Origin of the sequence: Blastococcus sp. TF02A-30 (assembly GCF_003319185.1) — a bacterium.
Taxonomy (GTDB): Bacteria; Actinomycetota; Actinomycetes; order Mycobacteriales; family Geodermatophilaceae; genus Blastococcus.
This window is the reverse complement of the sequence record NZ_QOHJ01000006.1, coordinates 249,060-265,354: the sequence shown is the minus strand read 5'-3', so window position 1 is coordinate 265,354 and position 16,295 is coordinate 249,060. Positions and strand designations below refer to the sequence as shown.

Below are 16,295 nucleotides of genomic sequence, written 5' to 3'. Positions count from 1 at the left end.
CGTCTCGCGACCTAGACGTCACCACCGAGGTACGCCGCGCGGACGCTGTCGTCGTCGGCGAGCTCCCGGCCCAGGCCCTCCCGCACGACCTCACCGGTCTCGAGGATGTAGGCGCGGTCGGCGATCTTGAGCGCCTGGGCGGCGTTCTGCTCGACCAGCAGGATCGTCGTCCCCTGCTCGCGGATCTCCTTGATGATCGAGAAGATCTGCTGGATCAGCTTGGGCGCCAGCCCCATGGACGGTTCGTCCAGCAGCAGCAGCGTCGGGTGCGACATGAGCGCCCGCCCGATGGCCAGCATCTGCTGCTCGCCGCCGGACATCGTGCCCGCCGCCTGGTCGCGCCGCTCGTAGAGCCGCGGGAACAGCCCGAAGACCCGCTCCAGGTCCGCCGACCGCGTCCTGGCCCGGTCCGCGCGCGCGTACGCGCCCATGTCCAGGTTCTCGACGACGGTCATGCCCGGGAAGATCCGCCGCCCCTCGGGCGACTGGCTGATGCCCAGAGGGACCCGCTCGTGCGACGCCATGTGGGTGATGTCGCGGCCCTGGAACCGGACGGCCCCGGCCCGCACCTTGCGCAGGCCGGACAGCGTCTTCAGCGTCGTCGTCTTGCCGGCGCCGTTGGCCCCGATGAGCGTGACCACCGACCCCTGCTCGACGGAGAAGGTGATGTCCCGGATGGCCTCGATGCGCCCGTAGTTGACGCACAGCCCCTCGACCTCGAGCAGCATCAGAGGTCCCCTTCCTCGTCGACCTCGGTGCCCAGGTACGCGGCGATCACCGCAGGGTCGTTGCGGATCTCCGCCGGCACCCCTTCGGCGATCTTGCGCCCGAACTCGAGCACCGCGACGCGGTCGGACACGCCCATGACCAGGCCCATGTCGTGCTCGATGAGCAGCACGGTGAGGCCGCGGTCGCGGATCCGCCGGATCAGGTCCATCAGCTGGGCCTTCTCGGCCGGGTTGAACCCGGCCGCCGGCTCGTCCAGGCACAGCAGCCTCGGCTTGGTCGCCATGGCGCGGGCGATCTCGAGCCGGCGCTGCTCGCCGTAGGACAGGTTGCGGGCCAGCTCGTCGGCCCGGCGCTCCAGGCCGAGGAAGCGCATGACCTCGCGCGCGGTCTCCTCGCCCTCCCGCTCCTCGCGGCGGTGCCGCGGGGACCGGACGAGCGCGTCGATGACGTTGGTGCGGTGGTGGGCGTCCGCACCGACCAGGACGTTCTCCAGCGCCGTCATGTTGCCGAACAGCCGGATGTTCTGGAACGTGCGCGCGATGCCCAGCCGGGTGATGGCGAAGCGCTTGCGCCGGCCCAGCGGCTCACCGGCGAAGCGGACCTGCCCCGACGTCGGCTGGTAGACCCCGGTCATCACGTTGAAGCAGGTGGTCTTGCCGGCGCCGTTGGGCCCGATCAGCCCGAGGATCTCGCCCTCGCGCACGGCGAAGCTCACGCCGTCGAGGGCCTTGAGACCACCGAACTGGATGCTGACGTCGTCGAGCTCGAGCAGCGCCGCCCCCGTGCGGGGCGCGGACTGCTCGGCCAGCGGTGCCTCAGGCACGGTCGGCCCCTTCCTCGAGTGCTTCGAGCTGTTCGTCCACTGCTTGGGCCCGGCGGGTCCGCCGTGGGGGGATCAGCCCCTGCGGCCGGAAGTTGGCCAAGACGAGCAGCGCCGCACCGAAGACGAGCAGCCGCCACTCCTCGAAGCCGCGGAACCGCTCCGGCAGGTAGGCCACCACGATGGCGCCCAGGATGACGCCCCACCGGTTGCCGGCACCGCCGACGACGACGGCGGCGACGAACAGGATGGACAGGAGCAGCTGGAAGGACTCGGGGTTGATGAACCCCTGCCGCGAGGCGAACAGGGCGCCGGAGAGGCCGCCGATGAACGCGCCCGAGGCGAAGGCGAGCAGCTTGAACTTGAACGTGGGGACGCCCATGAGCTCGGCGGCGTCCTCGTCCTCGCGGGTGGCCTCCCACGCCCGGCCGATCCGGGACAGGCGCAGCATCCGGTCGGCCCCCAGGATCACGAAGATCACCGTGAGCGCCAGCCAGTAGTACGGGGCCTGGTCGGCGACGCCGAAGAACAGGAACGTCGTCTTGTCGTCCAGGTCGAGGAACGCCGTGGCTCCCTCCCACTGGAGGTGCGGCAGCTCGAACAGCTCGACGCTCGGCGGCCGCGGGACCCCGGTGATGCCCTTCGCCGCACCCAGCCACTCGGTGTTCAGCGCGGTGAGCCGGATGATCTCGCCGAAGCCGAGCGTGACGATGGCCAGGTAGTCGCCGCGGACGCGCAGCGTCGGGGCGCCGAGCAGCACACCCGAGATGGTCGTGAAGAGCACGGCCAGCGGGATGAGCAGCCACCAGGACCACTGGGCCTGCAGCGACCCGAGCACGGCGACGGTGTAGGCACCGATGGCGTAGAAGCCGACGTACCCGAGGTCGAGCAGGCCGGCGTAGCCGAGCACGATGTTGAGCCCCAGCGCGACCAGCACGTAGCTGGCCACGGTGAACAGCACCGCGCCGAAGTCGGTGTCCGGGGTGCTGATGATCGGGATCTCCAGCAGCGGCAGCGCGTAGAGCAGCACCACCAGGAGCCCGATCAGCGCCCACTTGACCGGCTTGGGCAGGCCGGACACTCGGCGCGCCAGCGCGCCGCGGTCCCAGCCCAGCCGCGGTCCCCACGCCATGGAGCGCGCCGAGCCCGACTCGGTGTCGGGGGAAGCCTTCCCTGAAGTCATGCGCGGGCCCTCCCCAGGCTCTCGCCGAGCAGCCCGGTGGGCCGGAACAGCAGGATGACGACCAGCAGCAGGAACGCGACGACGTCGCGCCACTCCGACCCGATCAGGGCCGAACCGTAGTTCTCCGCCAGGCCGAGGACGAAACCGCCCAGCAGCGCGCCGCGCACGTTGCCGATGCCTCCGAGGACCGCGGCGGTGAAGGCCTTCACGCCGAGCAGGAAGCCGGCGTTCCAGCGGGTGACGCCGAAGCGCATCAGGTACAGCAGCGCCGCCGCGCCGGCCATGATCCCGCCGACGAGGAACGTCGCGCGGATGATCCGGTTGCGGTTGACGCCCATGAGCGCGGCGGCCTCGGAGTCCTGCGCCACGGCGCGGATGCCCTTGCCGGTGCGGGTGCGCCGGATGAACTGGTCCAGCGCGATCATCATGACGACCGCGCTGACGATGATGATGACGTCGACGTTGGTGACCGTGTACCCGCCGACCGTGAACAGCCCCTCGGTCTCCAGCGGGTTGCGGAAACGGGTGTTGTCGCGCGCGGACCGGACGTAGGGGTCCAGGTCGTCGCGCAGCCCGAACCAGCCGACGATCCGGTCGCGCAGACCCATGATCTCGGCCAGCGCGAAGCTGGCGCCGATCGCGCTGATGAGCGCGACGAGCTTGGGGGCGTCGAGCCGGATGAGCCGGCGGTACGCCACCCGCTCCAGCAGCAGGGCGACGCCGCCGCTGACGGTCATGGCGGCCAGCAGCGCCAGCAGCAGGACGCCGATCACGACCGGCAGGGCGCTGCCCGGGGCGACGCCCACGGCCACGGTCACCCAGACCGCGGCGAAGCTGCCGAACATCCAGACTTCGGAGTGGGCGAAGTTGATCAGCTGGAGCACGCCGTAGACGAGCGTGTAGCCGAGGGCGACGAGCCCGTACACGGCGCCGAGCACGAGACCGGTGACGGTCAGCTCGACGAAGTTGTTGATCAGGAAGGACACAGGGCCTCCGGGCCGCGGCAGAGGTCGGCGCGGCCGGGCTCCCTCAGCGAGGGGGCCCGGCCGCGCCCTGGTGGGTCAGCGGGAGATCAGTCGGTCTCGATCTCCTGGTCGGCCACGATCTCGCCGTTCTCGACCTTGTAGGCCCAGACGGAGATGTTCTCGACCTCACCGCTCTCGTCGAAGGACACCTGCTTGGTGATGCCCTCGCCGCTGTAGTCGTTGATCCACTCCAGCAGCGACTCGCGGTCGGTGTTGCCCTCCTTGATGCCCTCGAGCATCACGTTGGCCGCGTCGTAGGCCTCGGCCGAGTAGGTCGCCGGCGCGGAGCCGAACGCCTCCTCGAAGGCGGTGAAGAACTCCTGCTGCTCCTCCGGCGGGAGGCACGGGCAGGTGATGATCGTGCCCTCGGCGGCGTCACCGGCCGCCTCGATGAAGCCCGGGTCCTTCACGCCGTCGGCCACCACGAAGGTGGCGTCGACACCGGCACCGCGCATCTGCTGGACCAGCAGGCCGGCCTCGGCGTAGTAGCCGCCGAAGAAGACCGCCTCGGCACCCGAGTCGCGGATCGCGGTGATGGTGGCCGAGAAGTCGGTCTGACCGGTCTGGATGGTGTCCTCGCCCACGACCGCGTCGGCGAGCGACTCGTTCACGATCTCGGCGAGACCGGCACCGTAGGCCGACGCGTCGTCGACGACGAAGACCGACGGGGCCTGCAGGACGTCGGAGATGTAGGTCGCGGCCGCCGGGCCCTGGCTGTCGTCGTTGCCGAGGATCCGGTGGAAGGTGTCCCAGCCGTTCGTCGAGAGCGCCGGGTTGGTGGCCGAGGCGGAGATGGTGGGCAGGCCACCCTCCGCGAAGATCGGGCCGGCGGTGTCGGACTCGCCCGAGAAGGCGGGGCCGACGATGCCGATCACCGAGTCGTCACCGATGGCCTGGGTGGCCAGACCGGTGGCCTGGTTCGGGTCACCGGCGGAGTCGTACTCCTCCAGCCCGACCTGGCAGTCGGCGTTCTCCTCGTTGAACTGGTCGACCGCCAGCTGCACGCCGTTGCGGATGTTGATGCCCAGGTTGGCGGCCGCGCCGGTCAGTGCACCGAAGTAGCCGATCGCGATGTCCTCGCAGCTGCCGGCGTCGCCGCCGCCCGAAGCGTTGTCGTCGTCGCCACCCGTGGTCCCGCCGCAGGCGGTGAGCGCCAGCGCCGCGGCGAGCAGCGGAACGCCCGTCTTGACCGAGAAACGCACATGTCCTCCTGAACAAGTCGGCGGGCCGCGGTTCGGCGCGCCGGACGTCGTGCCGTCCCGACGGGATCGGCGGACACGAACCCTAGGGGGCGATCCGCACGGGCCGAACCGGACGTGGGGGGATCGTGACCGTCTCGTGATCGCGGGGGGAAATGGCCGCTTCTGCCATTCCCGCGTACCGGTACGGGTCGGTCCGTCGATTCCCAGGCGGCCGCAAGGAACCGCCTAAGGAAGCACTGCCGGTGATGCGGGTGGAGCCGCTACACCGACGGTCAGGCGGGCGACGCCTCCGGGGCGGCGGTGCCGTCGAGGACCTCCTGGGCGAGGGCCTTCATCGACGTGCGCTGGTTCATGGCGGTCCGCTGGATCCACCGGAAGGCCTCGGCCTCGGTCAGCCCGCGGTCGGCCATCAGCTTGCCCTTGGCCTGCTCCACGACCTTGCGGGTCTCGAGCCGCTCCTCCAGCGTGCGCACCTCGCCGTCCAGGGCCGTCATCTCGGTGAACCGGGCGCGGGCCACCTCGATGGCGGGGACCAGGTCGTTCTTGGAGAAGGGCTTCACCAGGTAGGCCATGGCGCCGGCGTCACGGGCCCGCTCGACCAGCTCGCGCTGGCTGAAGGCGGTCAGCACGATGACGGGGGCGATCCGGGCCGAGGCGATCTGCTCGGCGGCCGACAACCCGTCGAGCACCGGCATCTGGATGTCGAGGATCACGAGGTCCGGCGTCAGCTCGCGGGCGCGGTCGACGGCCTGCTGCCCGTCGCCCACCTCGGCGACGACCGAGTACCCCTCCTCCTCGAGCATCTCCTTGAGGTCGAGGCGGATCAGCGCCTCGTCCTCGGCGATGAGGACCCGGATCGTCTCGCTGCTCACGTCGCAGAGCCTAGCCAGGACCGGGCGCCCCCACCTCCCCCGCTACGCTCATCGGGCTACCGGGGCCCGCTCCGGAACGCCCCCGTACCCCAATCGGCAGAGGGAGCGGATTCAAAACCCGCGCAGTGTGCGTTCGAGTCGCACCGGGGGCACCGAGCCCGTCGACCGCGTTCCGGCCCGGTCGCGGCACCCAATACCGTGGGCGCGTGACCGAGCCCGCCCCGCACATGACGCCCGAGCAGTTCCGGCAGCACGGCCACGAGGTGGTCGACTGGATCGCCGACTACTGGTCGCGCATCGGCTCGTTCCCCGTGCGCTCGCAGGTCGCCCCCGGCGACGTCCGGGCCGCGCTGCCCACCGCTCCCCCGGAGCAGGGCCGGCCCTTCGGCGAGGTGCTGGCCGACCTCGACCGCGTCGTCGTCCCCGGGCTCACGCACTGGCAGCACCCGGGCTTCTTCGGCTACTTCCCCGCCAACACCTCCGGCCCGTCGGTCCTCGGCGACCTGGTGTCCGCCGGCCTGGGCGTCCAGGGCATGTCGTGGGTGACCAGCCCGGCGGCCACGGAGCTCGAGCAGCACGTCATGGACTGGTTCGCCGAGCTCCTGGGTCTGCCCGCCGCGTTCCGGTCGACCGGCGCCGGCGGCGGCGTCGTCCAGGACTCCAGCTCCGGCGCCAACCTGGTCGCCCTCCTCGCGGCCCTGCACCGCGCCTCCGGCGGGGCGACCGTGCGCCACGGCGTGGAACCCGACCGGGTGACCGTCTACGTCTCCTCGGAGACGCACTCCTCCATGGAGAAGGCGGTCCGGGTGGCCGGCCTCGGCAGCGACGCGGTGCGCATCGTGGAGGTCGACGGCGACCTGGCCATGGACCCCGGCAAGCTCGCCGCCCGCATGGAGCGGGACGTCGCCCGGGGCTACACGCCGGTGCTCGTCTGCGCGACGGTCGGCACCACCTCGACGACGGCGGTCGACCCCCTGGCCGCCATCGGGCCCATCTGCCGCAAGCACGGCGCGTGGCTGCACGTGGACGCCGCCTACGCCGGGGTCAGCGCGGTCGCCCCCGAGCTCCGCCCGCTCCAGGCCGGCGTCGAGTGGGCCGACAGCTACACCACCGACGCGCACAAGTGGCTGCTCACCGGGTTCGACGCCACGCTGTTCTGGGTCGCCGACCGCGCCGCGCTCACCGGCGCCCTGGCGATCCTGCCCGAGTACCTCCGCAACGCCGCGACCGACGCCGGCACCGTGGTCGACTTCCGCGACTGGCAGATCCCGCTGGGCCGCCGCTTCCGCGCCCTGAAGCTGTGGTTCGTGCTGCGCTGGTACGGCGCGGAGGGGCTGCGCGCGCACATCCGCGGCTCCGTGGCGCTCGCCCAGGAGCTGGCCGGCTGGGCGGCGGCCGACGAGCGCTTCGACGTCGTCGCCCCGCACCCGCTGTCCCTGGTCTGCCTGCGCCCCAGCTGGCCGGAGGAGGTGGACGCCGACGTCGCCACCATGACCCTGCTGGAGCGGCTCAACGACGGCGGGGAGGTCTTCCTGACCCACACCACCGTCGGCGGCCGGGCGGTGCTCCGCGTGGCCGTGGGGGCGCCGGCGACGACGCGGGCGCACGTGGAACGGCTCTGGGCGCTGCTGCGCGAAGGCCACGACTGGCTGGCCGCCGACTTCGCCGCCGCGGCCGCGGAGCGGGCCGCGGCCCGGGCCGCCGAGCGGGAGCAGGCCGAGCGGGAGCGGGCCGAGCGCGCGCAGGCCGAGCGGGAGATCGCGGACCGGGAGGTCGCCGAGGAGCCGGCCGCCGGTCAGCCCGCGGGCTGACCGGCCCTCAGGCCTCGAGCGAGCGGATGAGGCCCTGCTGCGCGACGCTCGCCACGTGCGTGCCGTCGGCCGCCCAGATCTGCCCGGTGCACAGCGCCCGCCCGGCGGAGGCGGCCGGGCTGTCGGTCTCGTAGAGGAACCACTCGTCGGCCCGCACGGGGCGGTGGAACCAGACGGCGTGGTCGAGGCTGGAGCCCACGTACTTGCCGCCCCAGCCGCCGCCCAGGCGGGCCAGACCGGCGGAGAGCAGCGTGAGGTCGCTGACGAAGGTCAGCGCCGCGTCGTGCACCGACTGCTCCTCGGGCAGCCGGCCGGACACCCGCATCCAGACCCAGCTCTTCGTGGCCGGGTAGCTCTTCGGGCGGGGGTCGAACGGGTCCTCGAGCAGCCGCTGCTCGACCGCCTGGCTGATGGTGAGCGCCGCGCGTGCCTCCTCGCCGCGGCTGGCCACCAGGTCGGCGAGGGTCGGCAGGCTCTCCGGAGCCGGCACGTCGGGCATGGGGAGGGCGTGCTCGGCCACCGGCTCCTCCCCCGCCGACGCGTCGGCGGTGAGGGCGAAGATCGCGACGTCCTCCCCGCGCCGCCGCTGCCAGGCCACGACCCGGCGCGTGGTGAAGGTCCGGCCGTCGCGGATCCGCTCGACGGCGTACCGGATCTCCTCGTGCGGGTCGCCGGGCCGGAGGAAGTAGGAGTGCAGCGAGTGCACCCCGCGCCCCTCCGGCAGGGTGCGGGTCGCCGCCATCAGCGCCTGACCGGCCACCTGGCCGCCGAAGATGCGCTGCAGCGGGGTACGGGGGGTCCGCCCCACGAAGACGTCGGGCTCGCGCTCCTCGAGCTCGAGCACCGCCGTCAGCGCTGCGGCCTGCGTCTCCCCCGTCCCCGTGCTCACGAGTCGGTGCCCACCTCGTGCACGCGGATCAGGTTGGTCGAGCCGACGGTGTTGGGCGGGCTGCCGGCGACGACGACGACCCGGTCGCCGACCTTGAGCCGGCCGATCGACAGCAGCGAGAAGTCCACCTGCTCGACCATGTCGTCGGTGTGCTCGACCTGCGGGACGAGGAAGGTCTCCACGCCCCAGGACAGGGCGAGCTGGCTGCGCACCCGTGCGTCGACGGTGAACGCCAGCAGCGGCTGCCGGGGGTGCAGCGCGGCGAGCCGGCGGGCGGTCTCGCCGGTCTGGGTGAAGGTGGCCAGGGCCTTGACCTCCAGCGCCTCGCCGACGTCCTTGGCCGCGCGGACGATCGCCCCGGACCGGGACCGCGAGCGCCGCAGGATCTCCGGCACGCTGACGTCGTCGCTCTCGACCGCGTCGATGATCCGCTCCATCGTGCGGACCGCGGCGATCGGGTGGGCGCCCACCGACGTCTCGCCGGAGAGCATGACCGCGTCCGCGCCGTCGAGCACCGCGTTGGCGACGTCGGAGGCCTCGGCGCGGGTCGGCCGCGAGTTCTGGATCATCGACTCGAGCATCTGGGTGGCCACGATGACCGGGCGGTTGCGCTCGCGGGCGGCCTGGATGGCCCGCTTCTGCACCAGCGGCACCTGCTCCAGCGGGAGCTCGACCCCGAGGTCACCGCGAGCGACCATCAGCCCGTCGAAGGCCTCGACGATCTCCTCGAGCCGCTCGACCGCCTCGGGCTTCTCCAGCTTGGCGATGACCGGGACCTCGACGTCCTCCTGGCGCATGATCTCGCGCACCAGCTCCGCGTCGGCGGCGGAGCGGACGAAGGACAGCGCGATGAAGTCGACGCCCAGGTGCAGGGCGAAGCGCAGGTCCTCCTCGTCCTTGTCGGACAGGGCGGGGACGCTCACGGCCACGCCGGGCAGCGACAGGCCCTTGTTGTTCGAGACCGGGCCGCCCTCGACCACCAGGCAGAAGACGTCGGGGCCCTCCACGCGGACCACCGTGAGGGCCAGCTTGCCGTCGTCCACGAGCAGCCGGTCGCCGACGACGACGTCGTTGGCGAGGTCCTTGTACGTGGTGGACACGCGCTGGGCGGTGCCGGGGACGTCCTCGACCGTGATGCACACCTGGCTGCCGGTGGGCCACTCGACGGGGCCGTCGGCGAAGGTGCCGAGCCGGATCTTGGGGCCCTGCAGGTCGGCGAGGATGGCGACGGCGCGGCCGGTGCGGTCCGACGCCTCGCGCACCAGCCGGTAGGAGGTGGCGTGGTCGGCGTGCGCGCCGTGGCTGAAGTTGAGCCGGGCGACGTCCATCCCCGCCTCGACGAGGGCGGTGACCTGCTCGAGGGAGCCGGTCGCCGGACCGAGGGTGCAGACGATCTTGGCGCGTCGGGACATGGGGATAACGCTAGTGGCTAGACGAACTGTCCGTCGGAGCGGCCCGGGTCAGGCCCCGCGTGTCGGGGACCGACCTCGGGACGACCCGGGCCGCTGCCGCTCACCGGAGCGCGACCGCCGTCGGCGTGACCGGTCGCGGCAGCGCCGACCGGCCGGTCAGCCAGGCGTCGGCGGCGGCGGCCGCCGAGCGGCCCTCCGCGATCGCCCACACGATCAGCGACTGCCCGCGGCCCATGTCGCCGGCCACGAAGACGCCCGGCACCGTCGACATGAACTCCGCGTCGCGCGCGACGTTGCCGCGCCCGTCGACGTCGACCCCGAGCGCGTCGACCAGGCCCTCCCGCTGCGCCCCGGTGAACCCCATAGCGAGGAAGACCAGGTCCGCCGGCAGCTCCCGCTCGGAGCCCTCCACCTTCTGGAAGCGGCCGTCGACCCGCTCCACGTCGTGGATGAGCAGCGCGCGCACGTTGCCGTGCTCGTCGCCCTCGAAGCGCTCGGTGTTGACCGAGTAGAGCCGCTCGCCGCCCTCCTCGTGGGCGCTGGAGACCCGCATGATCATCGGGTAGGTCGGCCACGGGTTGCTGCCGTGGTCCCGGCGGTCCGGCGGCGCCGGCATGATCTCCAGCTGGGTGACCGAGGCGGCCCCCTGCCGGTGCGCGGTGCCGAGGCAGTCGGCGCCGGTGTCACCGCCACCGATGATCACGACGTGCTTGCCGTGGGCGTTGATCGGCGGGTCGTCGAGCTCGCCGAGCGCCTGGCGGTTGCCGTAGGGCAGGTACTCCATGGCCAGGTGGATGCCGGCCAGCTCGCGGCCCGGGGCCGGGAGGTCGCGGCCGATGGTCGCGCCACCGGCGAGGACGACGGCGTCGTACTCGTCGCGGAGCTGCTCGGCGCTGGGGGCGCCGTCCCGGCCGCTGCCCACCTCGACCCCGGTGACGAACCGGGTGCCCTCGCCGCGCATCTGGTCCAGCCGCCGGTCCAGGACCGACTTCTCCATCTTGAACTCGGGGATGCCGTAGCGGAGCAGCCCGCCGACCCGGTCGGCCCGCTCGTAGACGGTGACCTCGTGGCCGGCGCGGGTCAGCTGCTGGGCGGCGGCCAGCCCGGCCGGACCCGAGCCGACGACGGCGACCTTCTTGCCGGTCCGCTCGGCGGGGACCTGCGGCTCGACCCAGCCCTCGTCCCAGGCGCGGTCGATGATCTCCCACTCGATCTGCTTGATCGTGACCGGCGACTCCTGCAGGTTCAGCACGCAGGAGCCCTCGCACGGGGCGGGGCACAGCTTCCCGGTGAACTCGGGGAAGTTGTTCGTCGCGTGCAGCCGCTCGATCGCGGTACGCCAGTCGTCGCGGCGGGCCAGGTCGTTCCACTCGGGGATCAGGTTGGCCAGCGGGCAGCCGTGGTGGCAGAACGGGATGCCGCAGTCCATGCAGCGGGCGGCCTGCGTGCGCACGGCCGACACCGGGAAGACGGCGTCCTCCCCGTTCTGCCGGGAGAGGTAGACGTCCTTCCAGTCGAGGATGCGGACGTCGACGGGGCGGCGCGGCGGCAGCGCCCGGTCGAACTTGAGGAATCCGGTCTGGTCAGCCACGAGCCGCCTCCATAACTGCGACGTCGACGTCGGTGCCGGCCGCTTCGGCCGCGCGCTTGGCTTCGAGCGCGCGACGGTAGTCGCGCGGCATGATGATGCTGAACTGCTCCGACCAGCGGCCCCAGTCGGCCAGCAGCGCGTGGGCCACCGTCGACTCCGTCTCCGCCGCGTACCGGACCAGCACGTCGCGCAGCCACTGCGCGGACTCCCCGTCCAGCGGCTCGATGTCGACCATCTCGCCGTTGACCCGGTGCTTCGCCAGGTCGAGCACGTACCCGATGCCCCCGGACATGCCGGCCGCGATGTTGCGGCCGGTGGCGCCCAGGATCACCGCGCGACCGCCGGTCATGTACTCCAGCGCGTGGTCGCCCACGCCCTCGACGACGGCGAGCGCCCCGGAGTTGCGGACGCAGAACCGCTCCCCGACCCGGCCGCGCAGGAAGATCTCGCCGCCGGTCGCCCCGTAGCCGATCACGTTGCCGGCGATCACGTTGTCCTCCGCGGCGAAGGGTGCCTCGCGCGACGGCCGGACCACGATCCGCCCGCCGGACAGGCCCTTGCCGACGTAGTCGTTGGCGTCGCCGTAGAGCCGCATGGTGATGCCGCGCGGCAGGAAGGCGCCGAAGGACTGGCCGGCCGACCCGCCGAAGGTCAGGTCGATCGTGCCGTCCGGCAGGCCCTCGCCGCCGAAGCGGCGGGTGACCATCGAGCCGAGCATCGTGCCGACGGTGCGGTTGACGTTGCGCACCGGCAGCTCGAGGCTGACCGGCCGCGCGTCCAGCAGCGCGCCCTCGCAGAGCTGGATCAGCGTCTGGTCCAGGGCGACGTCCAGGCCGTGGTCCTGGTCGCGCACCTTCCGCAGCGGCGTCCCCTCGGGCAGCTCGGGGACGACGAGCAGCGGGCTGAGGTCGAGCCCGGCGGCCTTCCAGTGGTCGACCGCCGTCCGGGTGTCGAGCAGCTCGGCGTGGCCGATCGCCTCGTCCAGGCTGCGGAAGCCCAGCTCCGCCAGGTACTCGCGCACCTGCTCCGCGAGGAACTCGAAGAAGGTGACGACGAACTCCGGCCTGCCGGTGAACCGGCTGCGCAGCTCGGGGTTCTGCGTCGCGACACCCACCGGGCAGGTGTCGAGGTGGCAGACCCGCATCATCACGCAGCCGGAGACGACCAGCGGCGCGGTCGCGAAGCCGTACTCCTCGGCGCCCAGCAGCGCGGCGACGACGACGTCGCGGCCGGTCTTCATCTGGCCGTCGGCCTGCACGGTGATCCGGTCGCGCAGCCCGTTGGCCAGCAGCGTCTGCTGCGTCTCGGCCAGCCCCAGCTCCCACGGGGAGCCGGCGTGCTTGAGCGAGGTGAGCGGCGCCGCGCCGGTCCCGCCGTCGTGGCCGGAGATGAGCACCAGGTCGGCGTGCGCCTTGCTCACGCCGGCCGCGACCGTGCCGACCCCGACCTCGGCGACCAGCTTGACGTTGATCCGCGCCTGGTCGTTCGCGTTCTTCAGGTCGTGGATGAGCTGCTTGAGGTCCTCGATCGAGTAGATGTCGTGGTGCGGCGGCGGGCTGATCAGGCCGACGCCCGGCGTCGAGTGCCGGGTGCGGGCCACCCACGGGTACACCTTGCCGCCGGGCAGCTGGCCGCCCTCACCGGGCTTGGCGCCCTGCGCCATCTTGATCTGGATGTCGTCGGCGTTGACCAGGTACTCGCTGGTCACGCCGAACCGGCCGCTGGCCACCTGCTTGATCGCCGAACGGCGCAGGTCGCCGTTCTCGTCCGGGGTGAACCGGTCGGGGTCCTCGCCGCCCTCACCGGTGTTGGACTTGCCGCCCAGCCGGTTCATCGCGATGGCGAGGGTCTCGTGGGCCTCCTGCGAGATGGAGCCGTAGCTCATCGCGCCGGTCTGGAAGCGCTTGACGATCTCGCTGACCGGCTCGACCTCCTCCAGCGGCACGGGCGGGCGCACGCCGGTCCGCAGCGTGAAGAGCCCGCGCAGCGTGCCGGCGTCCTCGGAGAGCTTGTCGACGGCCTCGGTGTACTTGCGGAAGACGTCGTACTGCCGCGAGCGGGTGGCGTGCTGGAGCAGGAACACCGTCTCGGGGTTGAACAGGTGGATCTCGCCCTCGCGGCGCCACTGGTACTCGCCGCCGACCTCGAGCCGCCGGTGCGCGGTCTCGGTCGGGTTCTCCGGGTAGGCCCGGCGGTGGCGCATGGCCACCTCCTCGGCCAGGACGTCGATGCCGACGCCGTCCAGGGGCGCGGAGGTACCGGTGAAGTACTCGTCGACGACGTCCTTGGACAGGCCGACGGCCTCGAAGATCTGGGCCATCGTGTACGAGCCGACGGTGCTGATGCCCATCTTGCTCATGACCTTGAGGACGCCCTTGCCGAGCGCCTTGACCACGTTGCGGACGGCCTGGGCCGGCTCGACACCGGTCAGGTGGCCGTCGCGGATGAGGTCCTCGATCGACTCGAAGGCCAGGTAGGGGTTGACCGCGGCGGCGCCGTAGCCGAGCAGCAGGGCGACGTGGTGCACCTCGCGGCAGTCGCCGGACTCGACGACGAGCCCGACCTCCATGCGGGTCTTCTCCCGCACCAGGTGGTGGTGCACCGCGGCGGTCATCAGCAGCGACGGGATCGGGGCGCGCTTCTCGTCGCAGTCGCGGTCGGACAGCACGATGATCCGCGCGCCGGCGGAGATCGCCTTGCTGACCTTGGTCCGCAGCTCCTCGACCGCCTGCGCCAGCGCGGGACCGCCGCCGTTGACGTCGAAGTGGCCGGTGATCCGGACGGCGGCGTAGCCGGGCAGGTCGCCGTCGTCGTCGATGTGCAGGATCTTGGCCAGCTCGTCGTTGTCGATGACGGGGAACGGCAGGAACACCTGGCGGCAGGAGGCGGGGCTGGCCTGCAGCAGGTTCTGCTCCGGACCGAAGGTGCGGCCCAGGCTGGTGACCAGCTCCTCGCGGATCGCGTCCAGCGGCGGGTTGGTCACCTGGGCGAACAGCTGCCCGAAGTAGTCGTAGAGCAACCGCGAGCGGTCCGACAGGGCGGCGATGGGGGTGTCGGTGCCCATGGAGCCGATCGGCTCCGCGCCCGAGGCGGCCATCGGCTGCAGGAGGACCCGCAGCTCCTCCTCGGTGTAGCCGAACAGCGCCTGGCGCCGGACGACGGACTCGTGGCTGGGCCGCGAGCGCCGGCGCTCGGGCAGCGAGGGCAGGTGGACCAGCCCGGCGTGCAGCCAGTCGTCGTAGGGGTGCTCGGCGGCCAGCGCGCCCTTGACCTCCTCGTCGGAGACGATCCGCCCCGACGAGGTGTCGACCAGGAACATGCGGCCCGGCTGCAGCCGGCCCTTGGCGACGACGTCGGCCGCCGGGATGTCGAGCACGCCGACCTCGCTGGCGAGGACCACCAGGTCGTCCTTGGTGTGCCACCAGCGGCCCGGGCGCAGCCCGTTGCGGTCGAGGACGGCGCCGATGAGCGTGCCGTCGGTGAAGCAGACCGCGGCCGGCCCGTCCCACGGCTCCATGATCGAGGAGTGGAACCGGTAGAAGGCCCGGCGGGCCGGGTCCATCTCGTCGTGGTTCTCCCAGGCCTCCGGGATCATCATGAGCACCGCGTGCGGCAGCGAGCGGCCCGACAGGTGCAGCAGCTCGAGGACCTCGTCGAAGGTCGCCGAGTCGCTGAAGTCGCTCGCGGTGACCGGGAAGATGCGCTCCAGGCCGAGCTCCGAGGCGGGACCGGCCGGGCCGTCGAACAGCTCGGTGGCCAGCTTGGCCTCGCGGGCCCGCATCCGGTTCCGGTTGCCCTTGATCGTGTTGATCTCGCCGTTGTGCGCGATGAAGCGGAACGGGTGGGCCAGCGGCCAGGACGGGAAGGTGTTGGTCGAGAACCGGCTGTGCACCAGCGCGATCGCCGACTCGTAGCGCTCGTCGCGCAGGTCGGGGAAGAACAGCGGCAGCTGGTCGGTGGTCAGCATGCCCTTGTAGGTGATCGTCCGCGACGACAGCGAGGCGATGTAGAGGGAGCTGCCGGCGTCGACGGCGGCCCGCTCGGCCCGCTTGCGCAGCACGAAGGAGCGGCGCTCAAGCCGGGTGACCCCGTTGCACTCGACGTTGCCGCCGAAGGCCTTCTCGTCGGCGCGGGCACCCATGGTCTCGGCGACGAACAGCTGGGCGAAGTGCGGCATGACCGCGCGCGCCGTCGGACCGAGGTCGGCACCGTCGGGGTCGATCGGCACCTCGCGCCAGCCGAGGACGGTGAGGCCCTCCTCCTCCGCGAGCCGGGCGACGTCCTCGTAGCGGGCGGCCCGCTCGGCGTCGTCGGCGGGGAGGAACGCGATGCCGACCGAGTACTCGCCCAGGGGCGGCAGGTCGAAGTCGACCGAGGCGCGCAGCAGCGCGTCGGGGACCTGGGTCAGGATGCCGGCGCCGTCACCGGAGTTCGGCTCGGCACCGGCGGCACCCCGGTGGTCCAGGTTGTGCAGCGCGGTGAGCCCCTTCGCGACGATGTCGCGGGAGCGGCGGCCACGGGCGTCGGCCACGAAGGCCACGCCGCAGGCGTCCTTGTCGTTCGCCGGGTCGTACAGGCCGGTGGCGGCGGGCACGGCGGAGAACGGGACAGCGGTGCCGCGGGTGGCGGGGGCGGAGAGGTCGGACATGTCACTCCCGTCGTCGGCGGTCGGCCGGCCCTCGGAGGAGGACCGGACGGGGCGGGTGCCCGGGCCGGGGGTCAAGGGCGGCGATGGAGGCAGCACGTGGGGAGAGCGCACCG

At 72.4% G+C, this 16,295-nt stretch carries 11 protein-coding genes and 1 tRNA gene; 2 read left to right on the top strand and 10 right to left on the bottom strand.

What is annotated here, in order from left to right; translation table 11 throughout:
- Positions 1-11: 11 nt before the first annotated feature.
- The 6 genes from DQ241_RS15170 to DQ241_RS15145 form a co-directional block, all read right to left on the bottom strand.
- Entirely contained in the window at positions 12-725 is a 714-nt protein-coding gene (locus DQ241_RS15170) for an ABC transporter ATP-binding protein (RefSeq protein ID WP_370444385.1), read from the bottom strand.
- Between the two features lie 2 nt (positions 726-727).
- On the bottom strand, positions 728-1,552 hold the full coding sequence (locus DQ241_RS15165) for an ABC transporter ATP-binding protein (RefSeq protein ID WP_113831028.1): 825 nt from the start codon (positions 1,550-1,552) through the stop codon (positions 728-730).
- Positions 1,545-2,732 carry a branched-chain amino acid ABC transporter permease gene (locus DQ241_RS15160; protein WP_113831027.1) on the bottom strand — a complete coding sequence of 396 codons (1,188 nt, stop codon included), beginning with the start codon at positions 2,730-2,732 and terminating at the stop codon, positions 1,545-1,547. Before DQ241_RS15160 ends, DQ241_RS15165 begins: the two co-directional genes overlap by 8 nt.
- The gene (locus DQ241_RS15155) at positions 2,729-3,718 is read right to left on the bottom strand and encodes a branched-chain amino acid ABC transporter permease (protein ID WP_113831026.1); all 990 of its coding nucleotides are present in this window, start codon (positions 3,716-3,718) and stop codon (positions 2,729-2,731) included. The genes DQ241_RS15160 and DQ241_RS15155 overlap by 4 nt, the downstream gene beginning before the upstream one ends.
- Before the next feature lie 86 nt (positions 3,719-3,804).
- The gene (locus tag DQ241_RS15150; RefSeq protein ID WP_113831025.1) at positions 3,805-4,959 is read right to left on the bottom strand and encodes a branched-chain amino acid ABC transporter substrate-binding protein; all 1,155 of its coding nucleotides are present in this window, start codon (positions 4,957-4,959) and stop codon (positions 3,805-3,807) included.
- A 272-nt stretch (positions 4,960-5,231) separates the two neighbouring features.
- Positions 5,232-5,831 (bottom strand): ANTAR domain-containing response regulator, encoded by a 600-nt coding sequence (locus DQ241_RS15145; RefSeq protein WP_113831024.1) that lies wholly within the window; start codon positions 5,829-5,831, stop codon positions 5,232-5,234.
- 78 nt (positions 5,832-5,909) lie between these two features.
- Here DQ241_RS15145 and DQ241_RS15140 point away from each other — a divergent pair.
- Together DQ241_RS15140 and DQ241_RS15135 are read left to right on the top strand one after the other, a co-directional pair.
- Positions 5,910-5,983 (top strand) — tRNA-Leu (locus DQ241_RS15140).
- 54 nt (positions 5,984-6,037) lie between these two features.
- A complete protein-coding gene (locus DQ241_RS15135; RefSeq protein ID WP_233492455.1) occupies positions 6,038-7,642 on the top strand; it encodes a pyridoxal-dependent decarboxylase in 1,605 nt (534 codons plus the stop codon).
- Between the two features lie 7 nt (positions 7,643-7,649).
- Here the strand turns inward: DQ241_RS15135 and DQ241_RS15130 are convergent, their stop codons facing one another.
- The 4 genes from DQ241_RS15130 to gltB form a co-directional block, all read right to left on the bottom strand.
- On the bottom strand, positions 7,650-8,531 hold the full coding sequence (locus DQ241_RS15130; protein WP_113831023.1) for an acyl-CoA thioesterase II: 882 nt from the start codon (positions 8,529-8,531) through the stop codon (positions 7,650-7,652).
- A complete protein-coding gene (pyk, locus tag DQ241_RS15125; protein ID WP_113831022.1) occupies positions 8,528-9,943 on the bottom strand; it encodes a pyruvate kinase in 1,416 nt (471 codons plus the stop codon). Before pyk ends, DQ241_RS15130 begins: the two co-directional genes overlap by 4 nt.
- 100 nt (positions 9,944-10,043) lie before the next feature.
- Positions 10,044-11,534: a glutamate synthase subunit beta gene (locus DQ241_RS15120; RefSeq protein WP_113831021.1), complete on the bottom strand. Its 1,491-nt coding sequence runs from the start codon at positions 11,532-11,534 to the stop codon at positions 10,044-10,046.
- Positions 11,527-16,182: a glutamate synthase large subunit gene (gltB, locus tag DQ241_RS15115; RefSeq protein ID WP_113831020.1), complete on the bottom strand. Its 4,656-nt coding sequence runs from the start codon at positions 16,180-16,182 to the stop codon at positions 11,527-11,529. Before gltB ends, DQ241_RS15120 begins: the two co-directional genes overlap by 8 nt.
- Positions 16,183-16,295 lie beyond the last annotated feature (113 nt).

Coding starts and splice junctions, on each gene's coding strand:
- pyk (WP_113831022.1), bottom strand. CDS start 9,943: ATGTCCCGACGCGCCAAGATCGTCTGCACCCTCGGTCCGGCGACCGGC.
- gltB (WP_113831020.1), bottom strand. CDS start 16,182: ATGTCCGACCTCTCCGCCCCCGCCACCCGCGGCACCGCTGTCCCGTTC.
- DQ241_RS15160 (WP_113831027.1), bottom strand. CDS start 2,732: ATGACTTCAGGGAAGGCTTCCCCCGACACCGAGTCGGGCTCGGCGCGC.